The organism is Streptomyces sp. NPDC102406 (genome assembly GCF_044765725.1).
GTDB lineage: Bacteria > Actinomycetota > Actinomycetes > Streptomycetales > Streptomycetaceae > Streptomyces.
In genome coordinates this window covers 132,543-151,690 of the sequence record NZ_JBIWKP010000007.1, presented here as the reverse complement: position 1 = coordinate 151,690, position 19,148 = coordinate 132,543, and the positions used below count along the sequence as shown (strand labels likewise).

Below are 19,148 nucleotides of genomic sequence, written 5' to 3'. Positions count from 1 at the left end.
CGTAGGATTACTTTCAGTACACGGACCGCTGGAGTAAGTGCACTCGTGGGTATGCCGCAGGCAAGTCGGTTCCCTGTTCGAGGGGTGACAACTGCCGGACGCGGGTCCGTAGTTGACGGCATTCTGATAGGGCTTGCGGACAAGAGCGGCCGACAGAACGTGGCGCCGGTGGCGTCGAGCGTCTTGGGCGGGTCGAGGGATCTTGAGGGATGGGGGCGTTCCAGTGGGCGGCAGCGGCGGAAGCGTGACGAACGCTGAGAAGCGCCCGAACGAACTGCTCGGCTCGTGGTTCGGGCGCAGTGGCTGGTCGAAGGGCGAGCTGGCGCGCCAAGTGAACCGCAGGGCACGGCAGTTGGGTGCGAACCACATCTCCACCGACACCTCGCGGGTGCGGCGCTGGCTCGACGGGGAGAACCCGCGCGAGCCGATCCCGCGCATCCTCAGCGAGCTGTTCTCCGAGCGGTTCGGCTGCGTCGTCGCCGTGGAGGACCTAGGGCTGCGCGCCGCGCACCAGGCGCCCTCCGTGTCCGGTGTCGACCTGCCCTGGACGGGACCGCAGACGGTCGCGCTGATCGGCGAGTTCTCGCGCAGCGACCTGATGCTCGCGCGCCGCGGCTTCCTCGGCAGCTCGCTCGCGCTCGCCGCCGGGCCCTCCCTCATCGAGCCCATGCAGCGCTGGTTGGTACCGGGCCCCGGCGGCGCGGCGCCCGGGTCCGAGCCCGAGTCCGCCGCCCATCGCCGCGGGAACCGCCTCTCCAGGCCGGAGCTCGACCTGCTGGAGTCCACCACCGTCATGTTCCGCCAGTGGGACGCCCAGTGCGGCGGCGGTCTGCGCCGCAAGGCGGTCGTAGGACAACTCCACGAGGTCACCGACCTCCTCCAGGAGCCGCAGCCCGAGGCCACGACGAAGCGCCTGTTCAAGGTCGCGGCCGAACTGGCCGAGCTGGCGGGCTGGATGAGCTACGACGTGGGCCTGCAACCCACCGCGCAGAAGTACTTCGTGCTCGCCCTGCACGCCGCCAAGGAAGCGGGCGACAAGCCGCTCGGCTCCTACGTCCTGAGCAGCATGAGCCGTCAGATGATCCACCTCGGCCGCCCCGAGGACGCCCTGGAACTCATCCACCTCGCCCAGTACGGCAGCCGCGACTGCGCGAGCCCGCGCACCCAGGCCATGCTGTATGCGATGGAGGCCCGCGCCTACGCCAACATGGGCCAGCCCGGCAAGTGCAAGCGCGCCGTGCGGATGGCCGAGGACACCTTCTCCGACGCCGACGACTGGGACGACCCGGACCCCGACTGGATCCGCTTCTTCTCCGAGGCCGAACTGCACGGGGAGAACAGCCACTCCTTCCGCGACCTCGCCTACGTGGCCGGTCGCAGCCCCACGTACGCCTCGATGGCGGAGCCGTTGATGCGCAGGGCCGTCGAGCTGTTCGGCAAGGACGCCGAGCACCAGCGTTCGTACGCACTGAACCTGATCGGCATGGCCACGGTGCACCTGATCCAGAAGGAGCCCGAGCAGGCCACCGTCATGGCGGAGCAGGCGCTCGGCATCGCCAGGAAGGTGCGCTCCGAGCGGGTCAACACCCGTATCCGCAAGACGGTGGACACCGCCGTACGCGAATTCGGCGACGTCGCCGACGTCATCCAGCTCACCGAGCAGCTCGCCGTCCACCTGCCCGAGACCGTGGAAGCGGCGGTCTGACACCCCACAAGCACCGGCCACGGCCGACCGTCCCTCAACAGCCCGACTCGGCTCCCCTACGCCAGGTCAACGAGGACGGTGGGCCGTGGCCGGTCCTCGTAGCGGCGTCCGGTCGCGTCACGACAGCGATCGGACGCCGCCGCCATCCGGCACGTCATCCACGCGTAACACCCAGGACCTCTTCGTCACTGCGGCGAAACATCGAGGGGCCCCCACGGAAACCGCGCTGCGCCAATGTTCTGGCGCATAACCGGCCCACCCCTCATGACCGCATCAGGCTTCGCCCGCACGGGGCCGTACCAATGACGAGGAGACGCCGATGGCACCAGCCGCCATCACGCTCGCCGCAGAAGCACCCAAGCTCTCTGCCGCGAACACAGGCTTCATGCTGATCTGTTCCGCCCTGGTGATGCTCATGACGCCGGGCCTGGCCTTCTTCTACGGAGGCATGGTCCGCGTCAAGAGCACCCTGAACATGCTGATGATGAGCTTCATCAGCCTCGGGATCGTCACGATCCTGTGGGTGCTGTACGGCTTCTCCTTCGCGTTCGGCACCGACAAGGGGTCGCTGATCGGCTGGGACGGTGACTTCGTCGGTCTCAGCGGGATCGGCCTGACCCAGCTCTGGGACGGCTACACCGTCCCGGTCTACGTCTTCGCCGTCTTCCAGCTCATGTTCGCCATCATCACGCCCGCGCTGATCAGCGGCGCCCTCGCGGACCGCGTCAAGTTCACCGCGTGGGCCCTGTTCATCACCCTGTGGGCCACGATCGTCTACTTCCCGGTCGCGCACTGGGTCTGGGGGACCGGCGGCTGGGCCTTCGACCTCGGCGTGATCGACTTCGCCGGCGGTACGGCCGTGCACATCAACGCCGGTGCCGCCGCGCTCGGCGTCATCCTCGTCATCGGCAAGCGGGCGGGCTTCAAGAAGGACCCGATGCGGCCGCACTCACTGCCGTGGACGATGCTCGGCGCCGGTCTGCTGTGGTTCGGCTGGTTCGGGTTCAACGCCGGCTCCTGGCTCGGCAACGACGACGGCGTCGGCGCCCTGATGTTCGTCAACACCCAGGTCGCCACCGCCGCCGCCATGCTCGCCTGGCTCGCCTACGAGAAGCTGCGCCACGGCGCGTTCACCTCGCTGGGCGCCGCCTCCGGCGCGGTCGCCGGTCTCGTCGCCATCACCCCCTCCGGCGGTGCCGTCTCGCCGCTCGGCGCGATCGCCGTCGGCGCCATCGCCGGTGTGCTGTGCGCCATGGCCGTGGGCCTCAAGTACAAGCTCGGCTACGACGACTCCCTCGACGTCGTCGGCGTCCACCTCGTCGGCGGCATCGCCGGCTCCCTGCTCATCGGCTTCTTCGCCACCGGCGGCGGCCAGTCCGACGTGGCCGGTCTCTTCTACGGCGGCGGCCTCACCCAGTTCTGGAAGCAGTGCGCCGGCGTCGGCGGCGTCCTCGCCTACTCGCTCATCGCCTCCGCGCTCCTCGCCTTCGTCATCGACAAGACGATGGGCATGCGGGTCAGCGAGGACGTCGAGGTCGCCGGCATCGACCAGGCCGAGCACGCCGAGACCGCGTACGACTTCAGCGGCGCGGGCGGTGGCACCGCGGCCCGCACGGCCGTACCCGCCCCGGCCCCCACGGCTGCTCAGGACACGAAGAAGGTTGACGCATGAAGCTCATCACCGCGGTCGTCAAGCCGCACCGCCTCGACGAGATCAAGGAGGCCCTCCAGGCCTTCGGCATCCAGGGCCTGACCGTGACGGAGGCCAGCGGCTACGGCCGTCAGCGCGGCCACACCGAGGTCTACCGTGGAGCGGAGTACACCGTCGACCTGGTGCCGAAGATCCGTATCGAGGTGCTGGTCGAGGACGACGACGCCGAGCAGTTGATCGACGTCGTCGTCAAGGCCGCACGAACCGGCAAGATCGGCGACGGCAAGGTCTGGGCGGTCCCCGTCGAGACAGCCGTGCGGGTCAGGACCGGCGAGCGCGGCCCGGACGCGCTGTAACCGATTCGACCGACGGACGGGAGTCGCTGGGTGACGAGTGTGAACGACGGACAGACCGAAGCAACGGACGACAAACCCAGCGGCTACGCGGCGGCCCGGCTGCGCCTCCTCCAGGACGAGGCGCGGTCCGGGCCGCCGCGCCGTTCCGCCCTCGCCGAACTCACCGACGACTGGCTCGCCGACCTGTTCGGCGCCGGAACGCCGGGCCCTGGCGTCTCCCTGGTCGCCGTCGGCGGCTACGGACGGGGTGAACTCTCCCCGCGCAGCGACCTCGACCTGCTGCTCCTGCACGACGGCACCGCCGACCCCGCCGCGGTCGCCGCCCTCGCCGACCGCATCTGGTACCCCGTCTGGGACCTCGGCCTCGCCCTCGACCACTCCGTGCGCACCCCCGCCGAAGCACGGAAGACCGCGGGCGACGACCTCAAGGTGCACCTCGGGCTGCTCGACGCCCGCCACCTCGCGGGCGACCTCGGCCTCACCGCGGGGCTGCGCACCGCCGTCCTCGCGGACTGGCGCAACCAGGCACCCAAGCGCCTGCCGGAACTGCGCGAGCTGTGCGAGGAACGAGCCGCGCGCCAGGGCGAACTCCAGTACCTCCTCGAACCCGACCTCAAGGAAGCGCGCGGCGGCCTGCGGGACGCCACCGCCCTGCGCGCCGTCGCCGCCTCCTGGCTGGCCGACGCCCCGCGCGAAGGCCTCGCCGACGCCCGCCGCCGCCTCCTCGACGTACGCGACGCGCTGCACCTGGCGACCGGCCGCGCCACCGACCGGCTCGCCCTCCAGGAACAGGACCAGGTCGCCGCCGAACTCGGCCTGCTGGACGCCGACACGCTGCTGCGACAGGTCTACGAAGCGGCCCGCACCATCTCCTACGCGAGCGACGTGACCTGGCGCGAGGTGGGCCGGGTCCTCAAGTCCCGCTCCGTACGCCCCCGGCTGCGCGCCATGCTGGGCGGCAAGTCCGCGCCCGTGGAACGCTCGCCGCTCGCCGAGGGCGTCGTCGAGATGGACGGAGAGGTCGTCCTCGCGCGGGCGGCCCGGCCCGAACGGGACCCGGTGCTGCCGCTGCGCGCCGCCGCCGCCGCGGCCCAGGCCGGCCTCCCCCTGTCGCTGCACGCGGTCCGCAGGATGGCCGCGGCAGCCCGGCCGCTCCCCACGCCCTGGCCCGCCGAGGCACGCGAACAGCTCGTGACGCTGCTCGGCGCGGGCCGCACGACTGTCGAGGTGTGGGAAGCGCTGGAGGCCGAAGGGCTGATCACGCGCCTGCTGCCGGACTGGGAGCGGGTCAGGTGCCGCCCGCAGCGCAACGCCGTCCACACCTGGACCGTCGACCGCCACCTCGTCGAGACCGCCGTGCGCGCCTCCGAGCTGACCCGGCGCGTCGGCCGGCCCGACCTGCTGCTGGTGGCGGCCCTCCTGCACGACATCGGCAAGGGCTGGCCCGGCGACCACTCCGTCGCCGGTGAGGTCATCGCGCGGGACGTCGCGGCCCGGATCGGCTTCGACCGGGCCGACGTCGCCGTGCTCGCCTGCCTCGTCCGCCACCACCTGCTGCTCATCGAGACCGCCACCCGGCGCGATCTGGAGGACCCGGCGACCGTACGGGCCGTCGCCGACGCGGTCGGCTCACAGGGCACGCTGGAACTGCTGCACGCCCTGACGGAGGCGGACGCACTGGCCACCGGCCCCGCCGCGTGGTCGACCTGGCGCGGATCGCTCGTCGCCGACCTGGCCAAGCGGGTCTCCGCGGTCCTCGCGGGCGACGATCCCGCCGACCCCGACGCGCCCGACGCGGCCGAGCCCACCGCCGAGCAGGAGCGGCTCGCCGTCGAGGCGTTCCGCACGGGCGGCCCCGTGCTCTCGCTGCGCGCGCAGACGGAGGCGGTGCCCGGGGCGGAGGACGCCTCCGAGATCGCCGGGCCCGAGCCGCTGGGCGTCGAACTGCTGATCGCGGTGCCGGACCAGCCCGGGGTGCTCCCCGCGGTGGCCGGGGTCCTCGCGATGCACCGCCTGGCCGTGCGCACGGCGGAGCTGCGCTCCCTGACGCTGCCCGACGCCTGGGGCCAGGGCGCCCGCCCCGGCGGCCGGGACGGACGCTCGGTCCTGCTGCTGAACTGGCGGGTCTCCGCCGAGTACGGCTCCCTGCCCCAGGCCGCCCGGCTCCGCGCCGACCTCGTACGGGCCCTCGACGGGTCGCTCGACATCGCGGCGCGGCTCGCCGAGCGGGACGCGGCCTACCCGCGGCGCCGCGGCGTGGTGGCGCCACCGCCCCGGGTCACCGTCGCCTCGGCCGACTCCCGCCTCGCGACCGTCATCGAGGTACGGGCCCAGGACGCCCCCGGGCTGCTGCACCGGATCGGGCGGGCCCTTGAGGCCTCCGACGTACGGGTGCGCTCCGCACACGTCTCCACGCTGGGCGCCAACGCCGTGGACGCCTTCTACGTCACCGGCGACAAGGGAGCGCTCCTGCCCGCGGAGGAGGCGGTGTCGGTGGCGCGGTCGGTGGAGAAGGCCCTCCAGACGAGCCCCTCGGACGTCTGACGGGAAGGGGTCCGTCGCGGCCGGACACCCGGCGCCCCCGACGGGGCGCTGACCCATTCGGCCGCGACCGATACCCTGGAAGGCCACCCGTCCGTAGAGCCACCCGACCCGAGGATTCGCGACCGCCGTGTTCGACACTCTTTCCGATCGCCTCGCAGCGACATTCAAGAATCTCCGCGGCAAGGGTCGCCTCAGCGAGGCGGACATCGACGCCACGGCGCGCGAGATCCGGATCGCCCTGCTGGAAGCCGACGTGGCCCTGCCGGTCGTCCGCGCCTTCATCAAGCAGGTCAAGGAGCGCGCGGCAGGCGCCGAGGTCTCCCAGGCGCTCAATCCCGCCCAGCAGGTCATCAAGATCGTCAACGAGGAGCTCATCGGCATCCTCGGCGGCGAGACCCGGCGCCTGCGCTTCGCCAAGACCGCGCCGACCGTGATCATGCTCGCCGGTCTTCAGGGTGCCGGTAAGACGACCCTCGCGGGCAAGCTCGGCCACTGGCTCAAGTCCCAGGGCCACTCGCCGCTGCTCGTCGCCTGCGACCTCCAGCGCCCCAACGCGGTGAACCAGCTCAGCGTCGTCGCCGAGCGCGCCGGCGTCGGCATCTACGCCCCCGAGCCGGGCAACGGGGTGGGCGACCCGGTCAAGGTCGCCAAGGACTCCATCGAGTACGCGAAGTCCAAGGTCTTCGACGTCGTCATCGTCGACACCGCCGGCCGCCTGGGCATCGACCAGGAACTCATGCGGCAGGCCGCGGACATCCGCGACGCCGTCTCGCCGGACGAGGTCCTGTTCGTCGTCGACGCGATGATCGGTCAGGACGCGGTCAACACCGCCGAGGCGTTCCGCGACGGCGTCGGCTTCGACGGCGTCGTCCTGTCGAAGCTCGACGGTGACGCGCGCGGTGGTGCGGCGCTGTCGATCGCGCACGTCACCGGCCGCCAGATCATGTTCGCCTCCAACGGCGAGAAGCTGGACGACTTCGACGCGTTCCACCCGGACCGCATGGCGTCCCGCATCCTCGGCATGGGCGACATGCTCACGCTGATCGAGAAGGCCGAGCAGACCTTCTCGCAGCAAGAGGCCGAGAAGATGGCCTCGAAGCTGGCCTCCAAGAAGGGCCAGGACTTCACGCTCGACGACTTCCTGGCGCAGATGGAGCAGGTCAGGAAGATGGGCTCCATCTCCAAGCTGCTCGGCATGCTGCCGGGCATGGCCCAGATGAAGGACCAGATCGCCAACCTCGACGAGCGCGACGTCGACCGCACCGCCGCCATCATCAAGTCGATGACCCCGGCCGAGCGCGCCGACGCCACGATCATCAACGGCTCGCGCCGCGCCCGTATCGCCAAGGGTTCCGGTGTCGAGGTCAGCGCGGTCAAGAACCTCGTCGAGCGGTTCTTCGAGGCCCGCAAGATGATGTCCCGCATGGCCCAGGGCGGCGGCATGCCCGGGATGCCGGGCATCCCCGGGATGGGTGGCGGCCCCGGCCGGCAGAAGAAGCAGGCGAAGAAGGCCAAGGGCAAGCAGCGCTCCGGCAACCCGATGAAGCGCAAGCAGCAGGAGCAGGAGGAGGCCGCCAGGCGGGCCGCCGCCGCGGAGGCGGGCGGCGCGCTCGGCCTGCCCGGTGCCGACCAGGGCGGCAAGAACTTCGAACTGCCCGACGAGTTCAAGAAGTTCATGGGCTGATGCCATGAGCCGGTGACCCACCGGCCAGAAGTACGAGGGGCGCTCGCCGGTGCGGGCGCCCCTCACGCATGCGGCCCACCGGGAGAACCCCGAACTGGCGGGAGGACGGGATCTGTGCGGTCATGGGCCCAAGGCCCATGGACGGCGGCGGCAGCGCGCAGGAGGAGAACAGGCGTGGCGAACCCCGTACCCCCGCGCGACCGGACCGACCAGCCCTGGCGCTCCGAGGGCGCGCCGCCACCGCCCCCTCAGCAGACACCCAAGCGGAAGATGCCCGGAGGCTGGGGCGGACTCGTCCTGACAGCCCTGGTCGTCTACCTCATCGCCAACCTGGTGCTGTCGTTCTTCAATCAGGGCGACGAGCCGACGATCTCGTACACCGAGTTCAGCAAACAGGTCGCCGACGACAACGTCACCAAGATCTACGCCAAGGGCGACGCGATCCAGGGACAGCTCAAGAAGGAGCAGCCCACCCCGGACGAGAGCGACAGCCGCAGCAAGAACTACACGAAGTTCACGACACAGCGGCCCTCCTTCGCCGACGACGACCTCTGGGCCAACCTGGAGAAGCACGACGTCGTCGTGACGGCCGAACCGGTCGTCCAGGAGCGCAGCTTCCTCTCCAACCTGCTCATCTCGCTCGCCCCCATGCTGCTCCTGGTCGTCCTGTGGATCTTCATCGCGCGGCGCATGAGCCAGGGGATGGGCGGCGCCGGCGGGATGCTCGGCCGTAAGCAGCCGCCCAAACCGGTCGAGCTGGAACCCGGCAAGAAGCGCACCACGTTCGAGGACGTCGCCGGCATCGACGAGGTCGAGGGCGAACTCAACGACGTCGTCGACTTCCTCAAGAACCCCGACGCGTACCGCAGGATGGGCGCCAAGATGCCGCGCGGTGTCCTCCTCGCGGGCCCGCCCGGCACCGGAAAGACGCTGCTCGCGCGCGCGGTGGCGGGCGAGGCCGGAGTGCCGTTCTTCTCCGCCTCCGCCTCGGAGTTCATCGAGATGATCGTCGGCGTCGGCGCCTCCCGCGTCCGGGAACTCTTCGCCGAGGCGCGCAAGGTCGCCCCGTCCATCATCTTCATCGACGAGATCGACACCATCGGCCGCGCGCGCGGGGGCGGCAGCGGCATGGGCGGCCACGACGAGCGCGAGCAGACCCTGAACCAGATCCTCACCGAGATGGACGGGTTCACCGGCTCCGAGGGCGTCATCGTCATCGCCGCCACCAACCGCGCCGACGTCCTCGACCCCGCCCTCACCCGGCCCGGCCGCTTCGACCGCGTGGTCAACGTCTCGCCGCCCGACCGAGGCGGCCGCGAGGCCATCCTCAAGATCCACGCACGGGAGATCCCGCTCGCCCCCGACGTCGACCTCGCCCAGGTCGCGCGGACGACCCCGGGCATGACCGGCGCCGAACTCGCCAACCTCACCAACGAAGCCGCCCTCCTGGCCGTCAAGCGCAAGCAGGAGCAGGTCACCCAGAGCGACCTGTCCGAAGCGCTGGAGAAGGTCCAGCTCGGCGCCGAACGGCCCCTGGTGATGCCCGACGAGGAACGCCGCCGCACCGCCTACCACGAGAGCGGCCACGCCCTCCTGGGCATGCTCAGGCCCGGCGCCGACCCCGTCCGCAAGATCACGATCGTGCCGCGCGGCAGGGCCCTCGGCGTGACACTGTCCACCCCGGACGCCGACAAGTACGCGTACACGGAGGAGTACCTACGGGGCCGCATCATCGGCGCACTCGGTGGCATGGCGGCCGAACAGGTCGTCTACGGGGTCGTCACCACAGGCGCGGAGAACGACCTCGAACAGGTCACCAACATCGCCCGCGGCATGGTCGCCCGCTGGGGCATGAGCGAGAAGGTCGGCCGCCTGTCGGCCCTCCCCAACGACACCCAGCAGGCGTACGGGCTCGCGGCGGCCCCCGACACCCTCGACACGATCGACGGCGAGATGCGCCGCATCGTGGACGAGTGCTACGAGGAGGCGTGCGACAAGCTGCGCGAGAACCGCGACCGGCTCGACGCGCTGGCCGCCGCCCTGCTGGAGAACGAGACCCTCGAAGAGGCGGACGCCTACAGGGTCGCCGGCATCGCCCGCCTCGCCAAGGACTGACGCACGTCTCACCTGATACGGGCGATCAAGTACCGGAAGACGTTGGGCATCCACACGGTGCCGTCCGCGCGCACATAGGGCTGCAACGCCTCGGTCACCTCCTTGTCGACCTGCGCCGGGTCCGTCGCCTCCACCGCCGCGTCGAACAGCCCGGTGGACAGCAGCCCCCGCACCGCGCTCTCCGCGTCGGCGTAACCGAAGGGGCACGCCACCCGTCCCGAGCCGTCGGGCCGCAGCCCCGCCCGCTGGGCCACCTCCTCCAGGTCGTCCCGCAGCGCGGGCCGCCAACTCCCCGTACTGCGCAGCGGGTCGGCGAGTTTCCTGGCCACCCGCAGCACGGACGAGGTGGTGCAGCGCTCCGGCGGGCCCCAGCCGACGAGCACCACGGGGGCGCCGCGCTCCGCCAGCGGCGCCGCGCTCTCCAGCAGCGCGGACAGACCGGCCGAGTCCCCGGCCATGCAGCCGATCGGCTGGAAGGCCGTGATCACGTTGTACGGGCGCCCGTCGGCACCGGCCACCGCGATGCCGTCATCGCCGCCGTCCGTCAGCCGGACGGCCCGGGAACCGCGTTCGTCCCCGGCAGCGGGCAGCAACCGGTCCCGGGCGAGCGCAAGACGCTCGGGTTGCGTCGCTTCGACGCCCGTCACGGCGGCGCCGCGCGAGGCCGCCATGAGCAGAGCGAGTCCGGTGCCGCAGTCGAGTCCGAGGAGCCGGGAGCCCGAGCCGACCTCGAGCCGCTGGTACACCGCTTCATAGACAGGGACCAGCATCCGCTCCTGGATCTCTGACCAGTCACGCGCGCGTGCGCACAGGTCCACGCGCGGCACGGGGGCCGCGTGAGGAAGGTGTCGCCGCACGAGCGTAGGTGTCATCGAAAGTGCCCCAATCCGCCGAGAGATGCCGAGAGTTGTCGCAGTGGTTTTCGACCGTGTTCGCGCGCTGCTCGCACTCCCCCCGTAAGCCAGAGAACTCCGCATCGTCCGTCACGTCTAGGGGGTGTTTGGCCCGTGTGCCGACAATGCGCGCGTGCTCCGTCGTGCGCCCCCGGACCGGCCGCGCGGCCGGCGCGGGCATCCGGGCGAAAAGGGTTCCCGTGCGCCGCGGCCCGCGCCGTAGCATGCGCGCCATGGCCAAAGCACCTGTACTCACGCCCCAGGCGGATGACTTCCCGCGCTGGTACCAGGACCTCGTCTCCAAGGCCGAACTGGCCGAGAACGGACCGGTGCGCGGCACGATGGTCATCCGACCGTACGGCTACGGGCTGTGGGAGCGGATGCAGCAGGACATGGACGCCCGCATCAAGGAGACGGGCACGCAGAACGCGTACTTCCCGCTCCTGATCCCGCAGTCCTACCTGGCCAGGGAGGCCGACCACGTCGAGGGCTTCGCGCCCGAACTGGCCGTGGTCACCCACGGCGGCGGCAAGGAGCTGGAGGAGCCCGCCGTCGTGCGCCCCACCTCCGAGATGATCGTCAACGACTACTTCTCCAAGTGGGTCCAGAGCTACCGCGACCTGCCGCTCCTCATCAACCAGTGGGCCAACGTGGTGCGCTGGGAACTGCGCCCCCGGCTCTTCCTGCGGACGACCGAATTCCTGTGGCAGGAAGGCCACACGGCGCACGCGACATATGAGGAGGCGCGCGATTTCGCGGCACGCATCCACCGGCACGTTTACGCCGACTTCATGGAGGACGTGCTCGCCATGGATGTCGTCCTGGGGCGCAAGACGCCCAAGGAGCGCTTCGCGGGCGCCATCAACACCCTCACCCTCGAAGGGATGATGGGCGACGGCAAGGCCCTCCAGATGGGCACCAGCCACGAACTCGGCCAGAACTTCGCCAAGGCGTTCCAGACGCGCTACCTGTCCAAGGAAGGCAAGCAGGAACTCGTCTGGCAGACCTCCTGGGGCTCCACCACCCGCATGATCGGCGCCCTGGTGATGATGCACGGCGACGACAACGGGCTGCGCGTGCCGCCCCGGCTCGCCCCCGTCCAGGTCGTGGTCCTCGCCATCAAGGGCGACGAGGCCGTGCTCACCAAGGTGCGCGAGATCGGTGACGCCCTGAAGGCGGCCGGCGTCCGCGTCCGGATCGACGACCGCACCGACATCCCCTTCGGGCGTCGCGCGGTCGACTGGGAGCTGAAGGGCGTCCCCGTACGCGTCGAGGTCGGCCCCCGCGACCTGGAGAACGGCACCGCGATGCTCGCCCGCCGCATCCCCGGCGGCAAGGAGGCGGTGGCCGTCGACGCCCTGGCCGCCCTGCTGCCCACCCTCCTCGAAGAGGACCAGGCGCTGCTCCTGCGGCAGTCGCGGGAGCGCCGCGAGTCCCGTACCAGCGATGTCGCGACCATCCAGGAGGCCGTCGAGGCGACCGCCGCGGGCGGCTGGGCCCGGATCCCGTGGGCGACCCTCGGTGAGGAGGGCGAGGCGGCCCTCGCCGAGCACGCGGTCTCCGTACGGTGTCTGCTCGCCGCGGACGGGTCGGTGCCGGAGGCCGATGACGCACCCGGTAACGTCGCGGTCGTGGCACGCGCCTACTGAGCGACCTTCCGTCACGCGCAAGAGTCCGAAACGCCTCTTGCGCACCGGACAGATACGTACGCCCCGGCGCGAGCGGGCCGCTTGCACGCCGGGGCGTACGTGTGGCTACGCACCACCTTGATGCGAGCTGTGAGGCTTCTCCGCAGATCAGCGCACCCGCCCTCGTCCGGATGCATGAGCGGCAACTGACTGGTACGTGCAAAATATTTGGGATGCCCCGGAATAGGAACACAGAGGCACCCAGGCTCGTTGTCACGACGTGAGCACGACACCACCTGTTCTCGCCGCAGAGCTGGCAGGGGCGTGGGCCGACATTCAGCGGCACCACCCCGAACTGCCGGATCTCGCCGCGCCCGAATCCCTGATCGGGGAGTCGTCGTCCGCCTGCGGGCACGAGCTCTCCTTCGAGCGACTCCTCCATGAGGCAGTCCATGGCATCGCGGCAGCCCGCGGAATCCGCGACACGTCGCGCGCCGGCCGCTACCACAACCGCAGATTCCTGGCCATCGCCGAGGAGTTGGGCCTCGACCACCCCGAGGAACCCCACCCCAGCAGTGGTTTCTCACTGGTCACGCTCAACCCCGAGGCCAAGCAGCGCTACCGGCAGACGATCGAGCGGCTGCACCGCGCACTGAAGGCGCACACGGTCGCCACCGCGGCGGACACCAAGCGCAGCTTCCGCGGTCCGGCCGCCCGGCACGGCTCCTCCGGGGGCGGTGTCCGCGTCAAGGCCGTCTGCGACTGCGGCCGCAATGTGCGCGTCGTACCGTCGGTGCTCGCCCAGGCCCCGATCGTGTGCGGCGGATGCGGCAAGCCGTTCCGCATCCCGGAGGTCGTCGGGGCCGCCGTGGGCTGACGCCGGCAGGGGCGTGGGGGAGCGGTCGGCCGCCCTGACGAGGTATGGCACAATGGCTAGCTGTACTCGACAGTCGCATAGGACCCCTCTCTCCTCCGGCTGACGCGTCCATCGGGCACTCGGGTACCGCAACCCCACGCGGCAATCTCGCCGTGCCCACCCACGTCAAGACCAGGAGACACCACTTCCGTGGCAGTCAAGATCAAGCTGAAGCGTCTGGGCAAGATCCGCGCGCCTCACTACCGCATCGTCGTCGCCGACTCCCGTACCCGCCGTGACGGCCGGGCCATCGAGGAGATCGGCCTGTACCACCCGGTGCAGAACCCGTCGCGCATCGAGGTCGACTCGGAGCGCGCGCAGTACTGGCTGAGCGTCGGCGCGCAGCCGACCGAGCCCGTCATGGCCATCCTGAAGCTCACCGGCGACTGGCAGAAGCACAAGGGTCTGCCCGCCCCGGAGCCGCTGAAGGTCGCCGAGCCGAAGAAGGCCCGCCCCTCGTTCGAGGCGCTTGCCACGGCCGACGAGCCCAAGGGTGAGGCCATCACCCAGAAGAAGAAGGCTGAGAAGAAGGACGACACGGCCGAGGCCGCTGCGTCCGAGTCGACCGAGGCCTGAGCATGCTCGAGGAGGCTCTTGAGCACCTCGTGAAGGGCATTGTCGACAACCCCGACGACGTGCAGGTCGCCTCGCGCAACCTGCGGCGTGGGCGCGTACTCGAGGTCCGGGTCCACCCCGACGACCTCGGCAAGGTGATCGGCCGTAACGGCCGCACCGCGCGCGCTCTGCGTACTGTCGTGGGTGCCATCGGCGGCCGTGGTGTCCGCGTCGACCTCGTCGACGTCGACCAGGCTCGCTGAGCAAGTTGAACACCGGCTCGGGCCGGGGAGGGCTTACGAGCCGTCCCCGGCCCTAGTCGTATGTACGGACACCAGCCGTACGTACGGGCCCCCTCGTATGACAGGCATGAACAGGAGAGTCAGCGATCGTGCAGTTGGTAGTCGGGCGCATCGGCCGCGCCCACGGCATCAAGGGCGAGGTCACCATCGAGGTGCGGACCGATGAGCCCGAGCTGCGGCTCGGCCCCGGTGCCGTCCTCGCCACCGACCCCGCCTCCACCGGGCCCCTCACCATCGAGTCCGGCCGGGTCCACAGCGGCCGGCTGCTGCTGCGCTTCGAGGGCGTACGCGACCGGACCCAGGCGGAGGCGCTGCGCAACACGCTCCTGATCGCCGAGGTCGACCCGGAGGAGCTGCCGGAGGACCCGGAGGAGTTCTACGACCACCAGCTCATGGACCTCGACGTCGTCACGGCCGACGGCACCGAGGTCGGCCGCATCACGGAGATCTCGCACCTGCCCTCGCAGGACCTGTTCATCGTGGAGCGCCCTGACGGCAGCGAGGTCATGATCCCCTTCGTCGAGGAGATCGTCACCGAGATCGACCTCGAGGAGCAGAAGGCGGTCATCACGCCGCCGCCCGGCCTCATCGACGACCGCGCGGAGATCGTCTCCAGCCGTGACGCCGACGCCGACGCCGACGCCGACGCCGACGACGACGCGCGGGACGAGCCCGCATGAGGCTCGACGTCGTCACGATCTTCCCCGAGTACCTCGAACCGCTGAACGTCTCCCTCGTCGGCAAGGCACGCGCGCGTGGGCAACTCGATGTCCACCTGCACGACCTGCGGGAGTGGACGTACGACCGGCACAACACGGTCGACGACACCCCCTACGGCGGCGGCCCCGGCATGGTCATGAAGACCGAGCCCTGGGGCGCGGCCCTCGACGACGTCCTGGCCGACGGGTACGAGAACGGGGCCCAGGGGCCCGTCCTGGTCGTCCCCACGCCCAGCGGGCGCCCCTTCACCCAGGAGCTCGCCGTGGAGCTCTCCGAGCGCCCCTGGCTGGTCTTCACGCCCGCGCGCTACGAGGGCATCGACCGCCGCGTCATCGACGAGTACGCGACCCGGATGCCCGTCTACGAAGTCTCCATCGGCGACTACGTCCTCGCGGGCGGGGAAGCCGCGGTGCTCGTGATCACGGAGGCGGTCGCCCGCCTGCTGCCCGGCGTGCTCGGCAACGCCGCCTCGCACCAGGACGACTCCTTCGCGCCCGGCGCCATGGCCAACCTCCTGGAAGGCCCCGTCTACACCAAGCCGCCCGAGTGGCGCGGCCGGGACATCCCGGACGTGCTCCTCAGCGGCCACCACGGCAAGATCGCGCGCTGGCGCCGCGACGAGGCGCTGCGCCGCACCGTGCGCAACCGGCCCGACCTGATCGGCCGCACGGACCCGAAGGCCTTCGACAAGAAGGACCGGGAAATGCTCTCGATCCTCGGCTGGCGGCCTGGTCCCGACGGACGATTTGGGCCAACGCCCGAGGCCGTGGAAGAATAGGCCGCTGCTGTACGTCCAGCCCGCGCCCCTGCCACAGGGGGAACGACGCTCGGCCCGACGCGATCAGCTACCGAAACTCATCGCATACCTCCCGCCGATGACCTGTGGCATCGGCGAAGAAAGCAGACGATCATGTCTCACCTGCTCGACTCCGTCGACGCCGCGTCGCTGCGCAGCGACCTCCCGGCCTTCCGCCCGGGTGACACCGTCAACGTCCACGTCCGCGTCATCGAGGGCAACCGCTCCCGTGTGCAGCAGTTCAAGGGCGTAGTCATCCGTCGCCAGGGCGCCGGTGTCCGCGAGACCTTCACGGTCCGCAAGGTCTCCTTCTCCGTCGGCGTCGAGCGCACCTTCCCGGTGCACACGCCGATCGTCGAGAAGATCGAGCTCGTCACCAAGGGTGACGTCCGCCGCGCCAAGCTGTACTACCTGCGCGAGCTGCGCGGCAAGGCCGCGAAGATCAAGGAGAAGCGCGAGAACTGATCTCGCGCTCGCGGGAGCACCTCTCGCGGACGGCGTCACAGCGCGGCCGGATAGCATCTGGCTCCGATGGACACCGAAGCACAGCACAGGGAGCGCGACCGCTCCTCCCAGCCCTCGGAGAACACCTCGACGGGCGAGGAGGACCGGTCGCGCTCCTCTTTGCTGTCCGGGGTCGTCGCCTGGCTGCCCGGGGGCCGCGTCACGCTCACGCTGCTGGTGTGCCTGGCGCTGCTGCTGGCATGCAGCGTCTTCGTGATGCAGCCGTTCCAGATCCCCAGCGGCTCGATGGAGAGCACATTGAGGGTCGGGGACCGCGTTCTCGTAAATAAGTTGGCGTACCGTTTCGGTGCCGAACCGGGGCGAGGGGACGTGGTCGTCTTCGACGGCAGCGGGTACTTCGGTGACGCGGACTACGTCAAGCGCGTCGTCGGCACCGGGGGAGACCGCGTGGTCTGCTGCGACAGCAGGGGGAGGATCGAGGTGAACGGGCAGTCCGTGGACGAGCGCGCCGTGCTGCACGCCGGGGACGCTCCCTCGGAGGTGCCCTTCGACATCGAGGTCCCCGACGGCACACTCTTCCTGCTCGGTGACCACCGCAGCGACTCCCGCGACTCCCGCGACTACCTGGGCGCCCCCGGTGGCGGCTTCGTCCCCGTCGACCAGGTGATCGGCAAGGCGCAGTGGATCGCCTGGCCCGCCGGACACTGGCACTCCCTGTCGCGTACGGACGTCTACGCGCGCGTGCCCGCACCCGCCGGCGGTGTCCATGGGTAGGCGTGGCAAGGTCTCCGGCCACAGCTCCGACGACCAACTGCCCACCGGCAGCCGCCCCACGAGCGGCCGGCCGCTGCCCGGCCGCGCCGAGCGGCGCAAGCTCGCCCGCAAGGTGAAGCGTCGCCGACGGCGCTCCGCGATCAAGGAAATACCTCTGCTCATAGGGGTGGCCCTGCTGATCGCCCTCGTCCTGAAGACGTTCCTCGTGCAGGCCTTCGTGATCCCGTCGGGTTCCATGGAGCAGACGATCAAGATCGGTGACCGGGTGGTCGTCGACAAGCTCACCCCCTGGTTCGGTGCCGAGGTGCGGCGCGGCGACGTCGTCGTCTTCCAGGACCCCGGCAAGTGGCTGGAGCAGGAGACCGGGCAGAAGAAGGAAGCCCCCGTCGGGGTGAAGCAGATCAAGGCGGGACTGACCTGGATCGGACTGTTGCCGTCCGACAACGAACGCGACCTCATCAAGCGGGTCGTCGGGGTCGGCGGCGACACCGTGAAGTGCTGCGACAAGCAAGGCCGTGTCACGGTCAACGGGGTTCCGCTCAACGAGGCTTCGTACATCCATCCGGGCAACGCCCCCTCCTCGTTCGACTTCTCGGTGAAGGTGCCCGAGGGGCGGCTGTTCGTGATGGGGGACCACCGCGCCAATTCGGCGGACTCGCGCTACCACCTCACCGAGGCCTTCCACGGGACCGTCTCGGAGAAGTCGGTCGTGGGGCGCGCACGGTGGATCGTGTGGCCCGTCGGGCACTGGACGGGGCTCAGGGAGCCGGACACGTTCGCGGCGGTGACGGGTGCGCGTGGTGCCGGATCGACCGCGGCTTCCGGTACGTCGCATAGGCTGGCGACTGCGAACAGCGCCGTACCGAGTTCGAACGCACCGAATTCGGACGGATTGATCCCCCTCCCGAGCCCTGCGGAACTCCCGCTCGTTATGGGAATGGTGGGCCTGCATCGCGTAGGGATCAGGCAGCGGCACGGAGTGAGGAGTGGATGTGGGGGACTTGGCGGTCGGCGCACGGTCAGGGCATGGGCCCGAGGAGCAACCCGAGCAATCCGGCGACGCGGCGAGTCCGGCCGTGACGGACCGCGCTCCCGGGGACGGTGACGGCATGCACCAGGCGCCCGCGGGCGCGGCGGGAGCCGGTGGCGACAAGTCGGAGAGCAAGCAGAAGAAGCCCCGCTCCTTCTGGAAGGAGCTGCCGCTCCTCATCGTCATCGCGCTCGTCCTCGCGCTGGTGATCAAAACGTTCCTGGTCCAGGCGTTCTCGATCCCCTCGGCCTCGATGGAGAACACGCTCCAGATCGGCGACCGCGTGCTCGTCGACAAGCTCACGCCGTGGTTCGGCGCGGAGCCCGAGCGCGGCGAGGTCATCGTCTTCCATGATCCGGACGGGTGGCTGGAGGGCGAGCCCGTCGCGGAGCCGAACGCGGTGCAGCAGGTCCTGAGCTGGGTCGGCCTGATGCCGTCCGCCGACGAGAAGGACCTCATCAAGCGCGTCATCGGCGTCGGCGGAGACACCGTGGAGTGCAGCGGCACGGGGCCGCTCAAGGTCAATGGCAAGGCTCTCAACGAGCCGTACGTGTACGCGGGCAACACCCCGTGCACGCCTGACAACGCGGGCGGAACCTACAAGGTGAAGGTTCCGGAAGGCAAAGTTTGGGTCATGGGCGATCACCGCCAGGACTCCATGGACTCCCGCTACCACCAGAACGACAAGAACAACGGCTTCGTGCCGGTCGGCAACGTCGTGGGCCGCGCCATCGTCGTCGCCTGGCCGCCCACGCACTGGTCGACGCTGCCGGTGCCGGACACCTTCGACCAGTCGGGCATCAACGCCGCGGCGAGCGCGGCTCCGGGCGCGCTCGGCCTCGCGGGCGCGGTGCCGCTGGTCCTGTGGCGCAGGCGCAAGATCAACCAGCGCCTTACCGAGGGGAACACCAGGGTTTCTGGGACCGGTACCGCCGGGTAGGGTGCCGTCCCAGATCGCCGATCTTCCGAGGTCCGTGCCGCTTCGAGGCCACCGCGGGGATCGCATTCTCCGAA

The 19,148-nt window shown here is 70.5% G+C and carries 17 protein-coding genes; 16 read left to right on the top strand and 1 reads right to left on the bottom strand.

What is annotated here, in order from left to right; translation table 11 throughout:
- The first annotated feature begins 223 nt into the window (after positions 1–223).
- The 6 genes from ACIRF8_RS26585 (at position 224) to ftsH (ending at position 10,055) form a co-directional block, all read left to right on the top strand.
- Positions 224–1,705, top strand: coding sequence for a hypothetical protein (locus tag ACIRF8_RS26585; RefSeq protein ID WP_404218471.1), 1,482 nt, complete (start codon positions 224–226; stop codon positions 1,703–1,705).
- 319 nt (positions 1,706–2,024) lie between these two features.
- Positions 2,025–3,377 (top strand): ammonium transporter, encoded by a 1,353-nt coding sequence (locus tag ACIRF8_RS26580; RefSeq protein ID WP_404218469.1) that lies wholly within the window; start codon positions 2,025–2,027, stop codon positions 3,375–3,377.
- Positions 3,374–3,712 carry a P-II family nitrogen regulator gene (locus ACIRF8_RS26575; protein WP_100595057.1) on the top strand — a complete coding sequence of 113 codons (339 nt, stop codon included), beginning with the start codon at positions 3,374–3,376 and terminating at the stop codon, positions 3,710–3,712. Before ACIRF8_RS26580 ends, ACIRF8_RS26575 begins: the two co-directional genes overlap by 4 nt.
- 39 nt (positions 3,713–3,751) lie before the next feature.
- Positions 3,752–6,256, top strand: coding sequence for a [protein-PII] uridylyltransferase (locus ACIRF8_RS26570; RefSeq protein ID WP_404218778.1), 2,505 nt, complete (start codon positions 3,752–3,754; stop codon positions 6,254–6,256).
- 127 nt (positions 6,257–6,383) lie between these two features.
- Positions 6,384–7,940 carry a signal recognition particle protein gene (ffh, locus tag ACIRF8_RS26565; protein WP_404218467.1) on the top strand — a complete coding sequence of 519 codons (1,557 nt, stop codon included), beginning with the start codon at positions 6,384–6,386 and terminating at the stop codon, positions 7,938–7,940.
- A 174-nt stretch (positions 7,941–8,114) separates the two neighbouring features.
- A complete protein-coding gene (gene ftsH, locus ACIRF8_RS26560) occupies positions 8,115–10,055 on the top strand; it encodes an ATP-dependent zinc metalloprotease FtsH (protein WP_404218465.1) in 1,941 nt (646 codons plus the stop codon).
- Between the two features lie 8 nt (positions 10,056–10,063).
- On the opposite strand, the gene ACIRF8_RS26555 is transcribed toward ftsH, so the two are convergent.
- Positions 10,064–10,927 carry an SAM-dependent methyltransferase gene (locus ACIRF8_RS26555; protein ID WP_404218463.1) on the bottom strand — a complete coding sequence of 288 codons (864 nt, stop codon included), beginning with the start codon at positions 10,925–10,927 and terminating at the stop codon, positions 10,064–10,066.
- A 254-nt stretch (positions 10,928–11,181) separates the two neighbouring features.
- On the opposite strand from ACIRF8_RS26555, the gene proS reads away from it, so the two are divergent.
- The 10 genes from proS (at position 11,182) to lepB (ACIRF8_RS26505) (ending at position 19,074) form a co-directional block, all read left to right on the top strand.
- The gene (proS, locus tag ACIRF8_RS26550; protein WP_404218461.1) at positions 11,182–12,597 is read left to right on the top strand and encodes a proline--tRNA ligase; all 1,416 of its coding nucleotides are present in this window, start codon (positions 11,182–11,184) and stop codon (positions 12,595–12,597) included.
- A 259-nt stretch (positions 12,598–12,856) separates the two neighbouring features.
- A complete protein-coding gene (locus ACIRF8_RS26545) occupies positions 12,857–13,453 on the top strand; it encodes a hypothetical protein (protein WP_404218459.1) in 597 nt (198 codons plus the stop codon).
- Positions 13,454–13,642: 189 nt separating this feature from the next.
- On the top strand, positions 13,643–14,068 hold the full coding sequence (gene rpsP, locus ACIRF8_RS26540) for a 30S ribosomal protein S16 (RefSeq protein WP_399063212.1): 426 nt from the start codon (positions 13,643–13,645) through the stop codon (positions 14,066–14,068).
- A 2-nt stretch (positions 14,069–14,070) separates the two neighbouring features.
- The gene (locus ACIRF8_RS26535) at positions 14,071–14,310 is read left to right on the top strand and encodes an RNA-binding protein (protein ID WP_324767399.1); all 240 of its coding nucleotides are present in this window, start codon (positions 14,071–14,073) and stop codon (positions 14,308–14,310) included.
- 128 nt (positions 14,311–14,438) lie between these two features.
- Complete coding sequence (gene rimM / locus ACIRF8_RS26530) at positions 14,439–15,029, top strand: ribosome maturation factor RimM (RefSeq protein WP_404218456.1); 591 nt, start codon at positions 14,439–14,441, stop codon at positions 15,027–15,029.
- Entirely contained in the window at positions 15,026–15,847 is an 822-nt protein-coding gene (gene trmD / locus ACIRF8_RS26525; RefSeq protein WP_404218454.1) for a tRNA (guanosine(37)-N1)-methyltransferase TrmD, read from the top strand. The genes rimM and trmD overlap by 4 nt, the downstream gene beginning before the upstream one ends.
- Positions 15,848–15,979: 132 nt before the next feature.
- Entirely contained in the window at positions 15,980–16,330 is a 351-nt protein-coding gene (gene rplS, locus ACIRF8_RS26520) for a 50S ribosomal protein L19 (protein ID WP_015657568.1), read from the top strand.
- Between the two features lie 66 nt (positions 16,331–16,396).
- Entirely contained in the window at positions 16,397–17,104 is a 708-nt protein-coding gene (gene lepB, locus ACIRF8_RS26515) for a signal peptidase I (protein ID WP_404218452.1), read from the top strand.
- On the top strand, positions 17,097–18,209 hold the full coding sequence (lepB, locus tag ACIRF8_RS26510; RefSeq protein ID WP_404218450.1) for a signal peptidase I: 1,113 nt from the start codon (positions 17,097–17,099) through the stop codon (positions 18,207–18,209). Before lepB (ACIRF8_RS26515) ends, lepB (ACIRF8_RS26510) begins: the two co-directional genes overlap by 8 nt.
- 4 nt (positions 18,210–18,213) lie before the next feature.
- Positions 18,214–19,074 (top strand): signal peptidase I, encoded by an 861-nt coding sequence (lepB, locus tag ACIRF8_RS26505; protein WP_404218448.1) that lies wholly within the window; start codon positions 18,214–18,216, stop codon positions 19,072–19,074.
- Positions 19,075–19,148 lie beyond the last annotated feature (74 nt).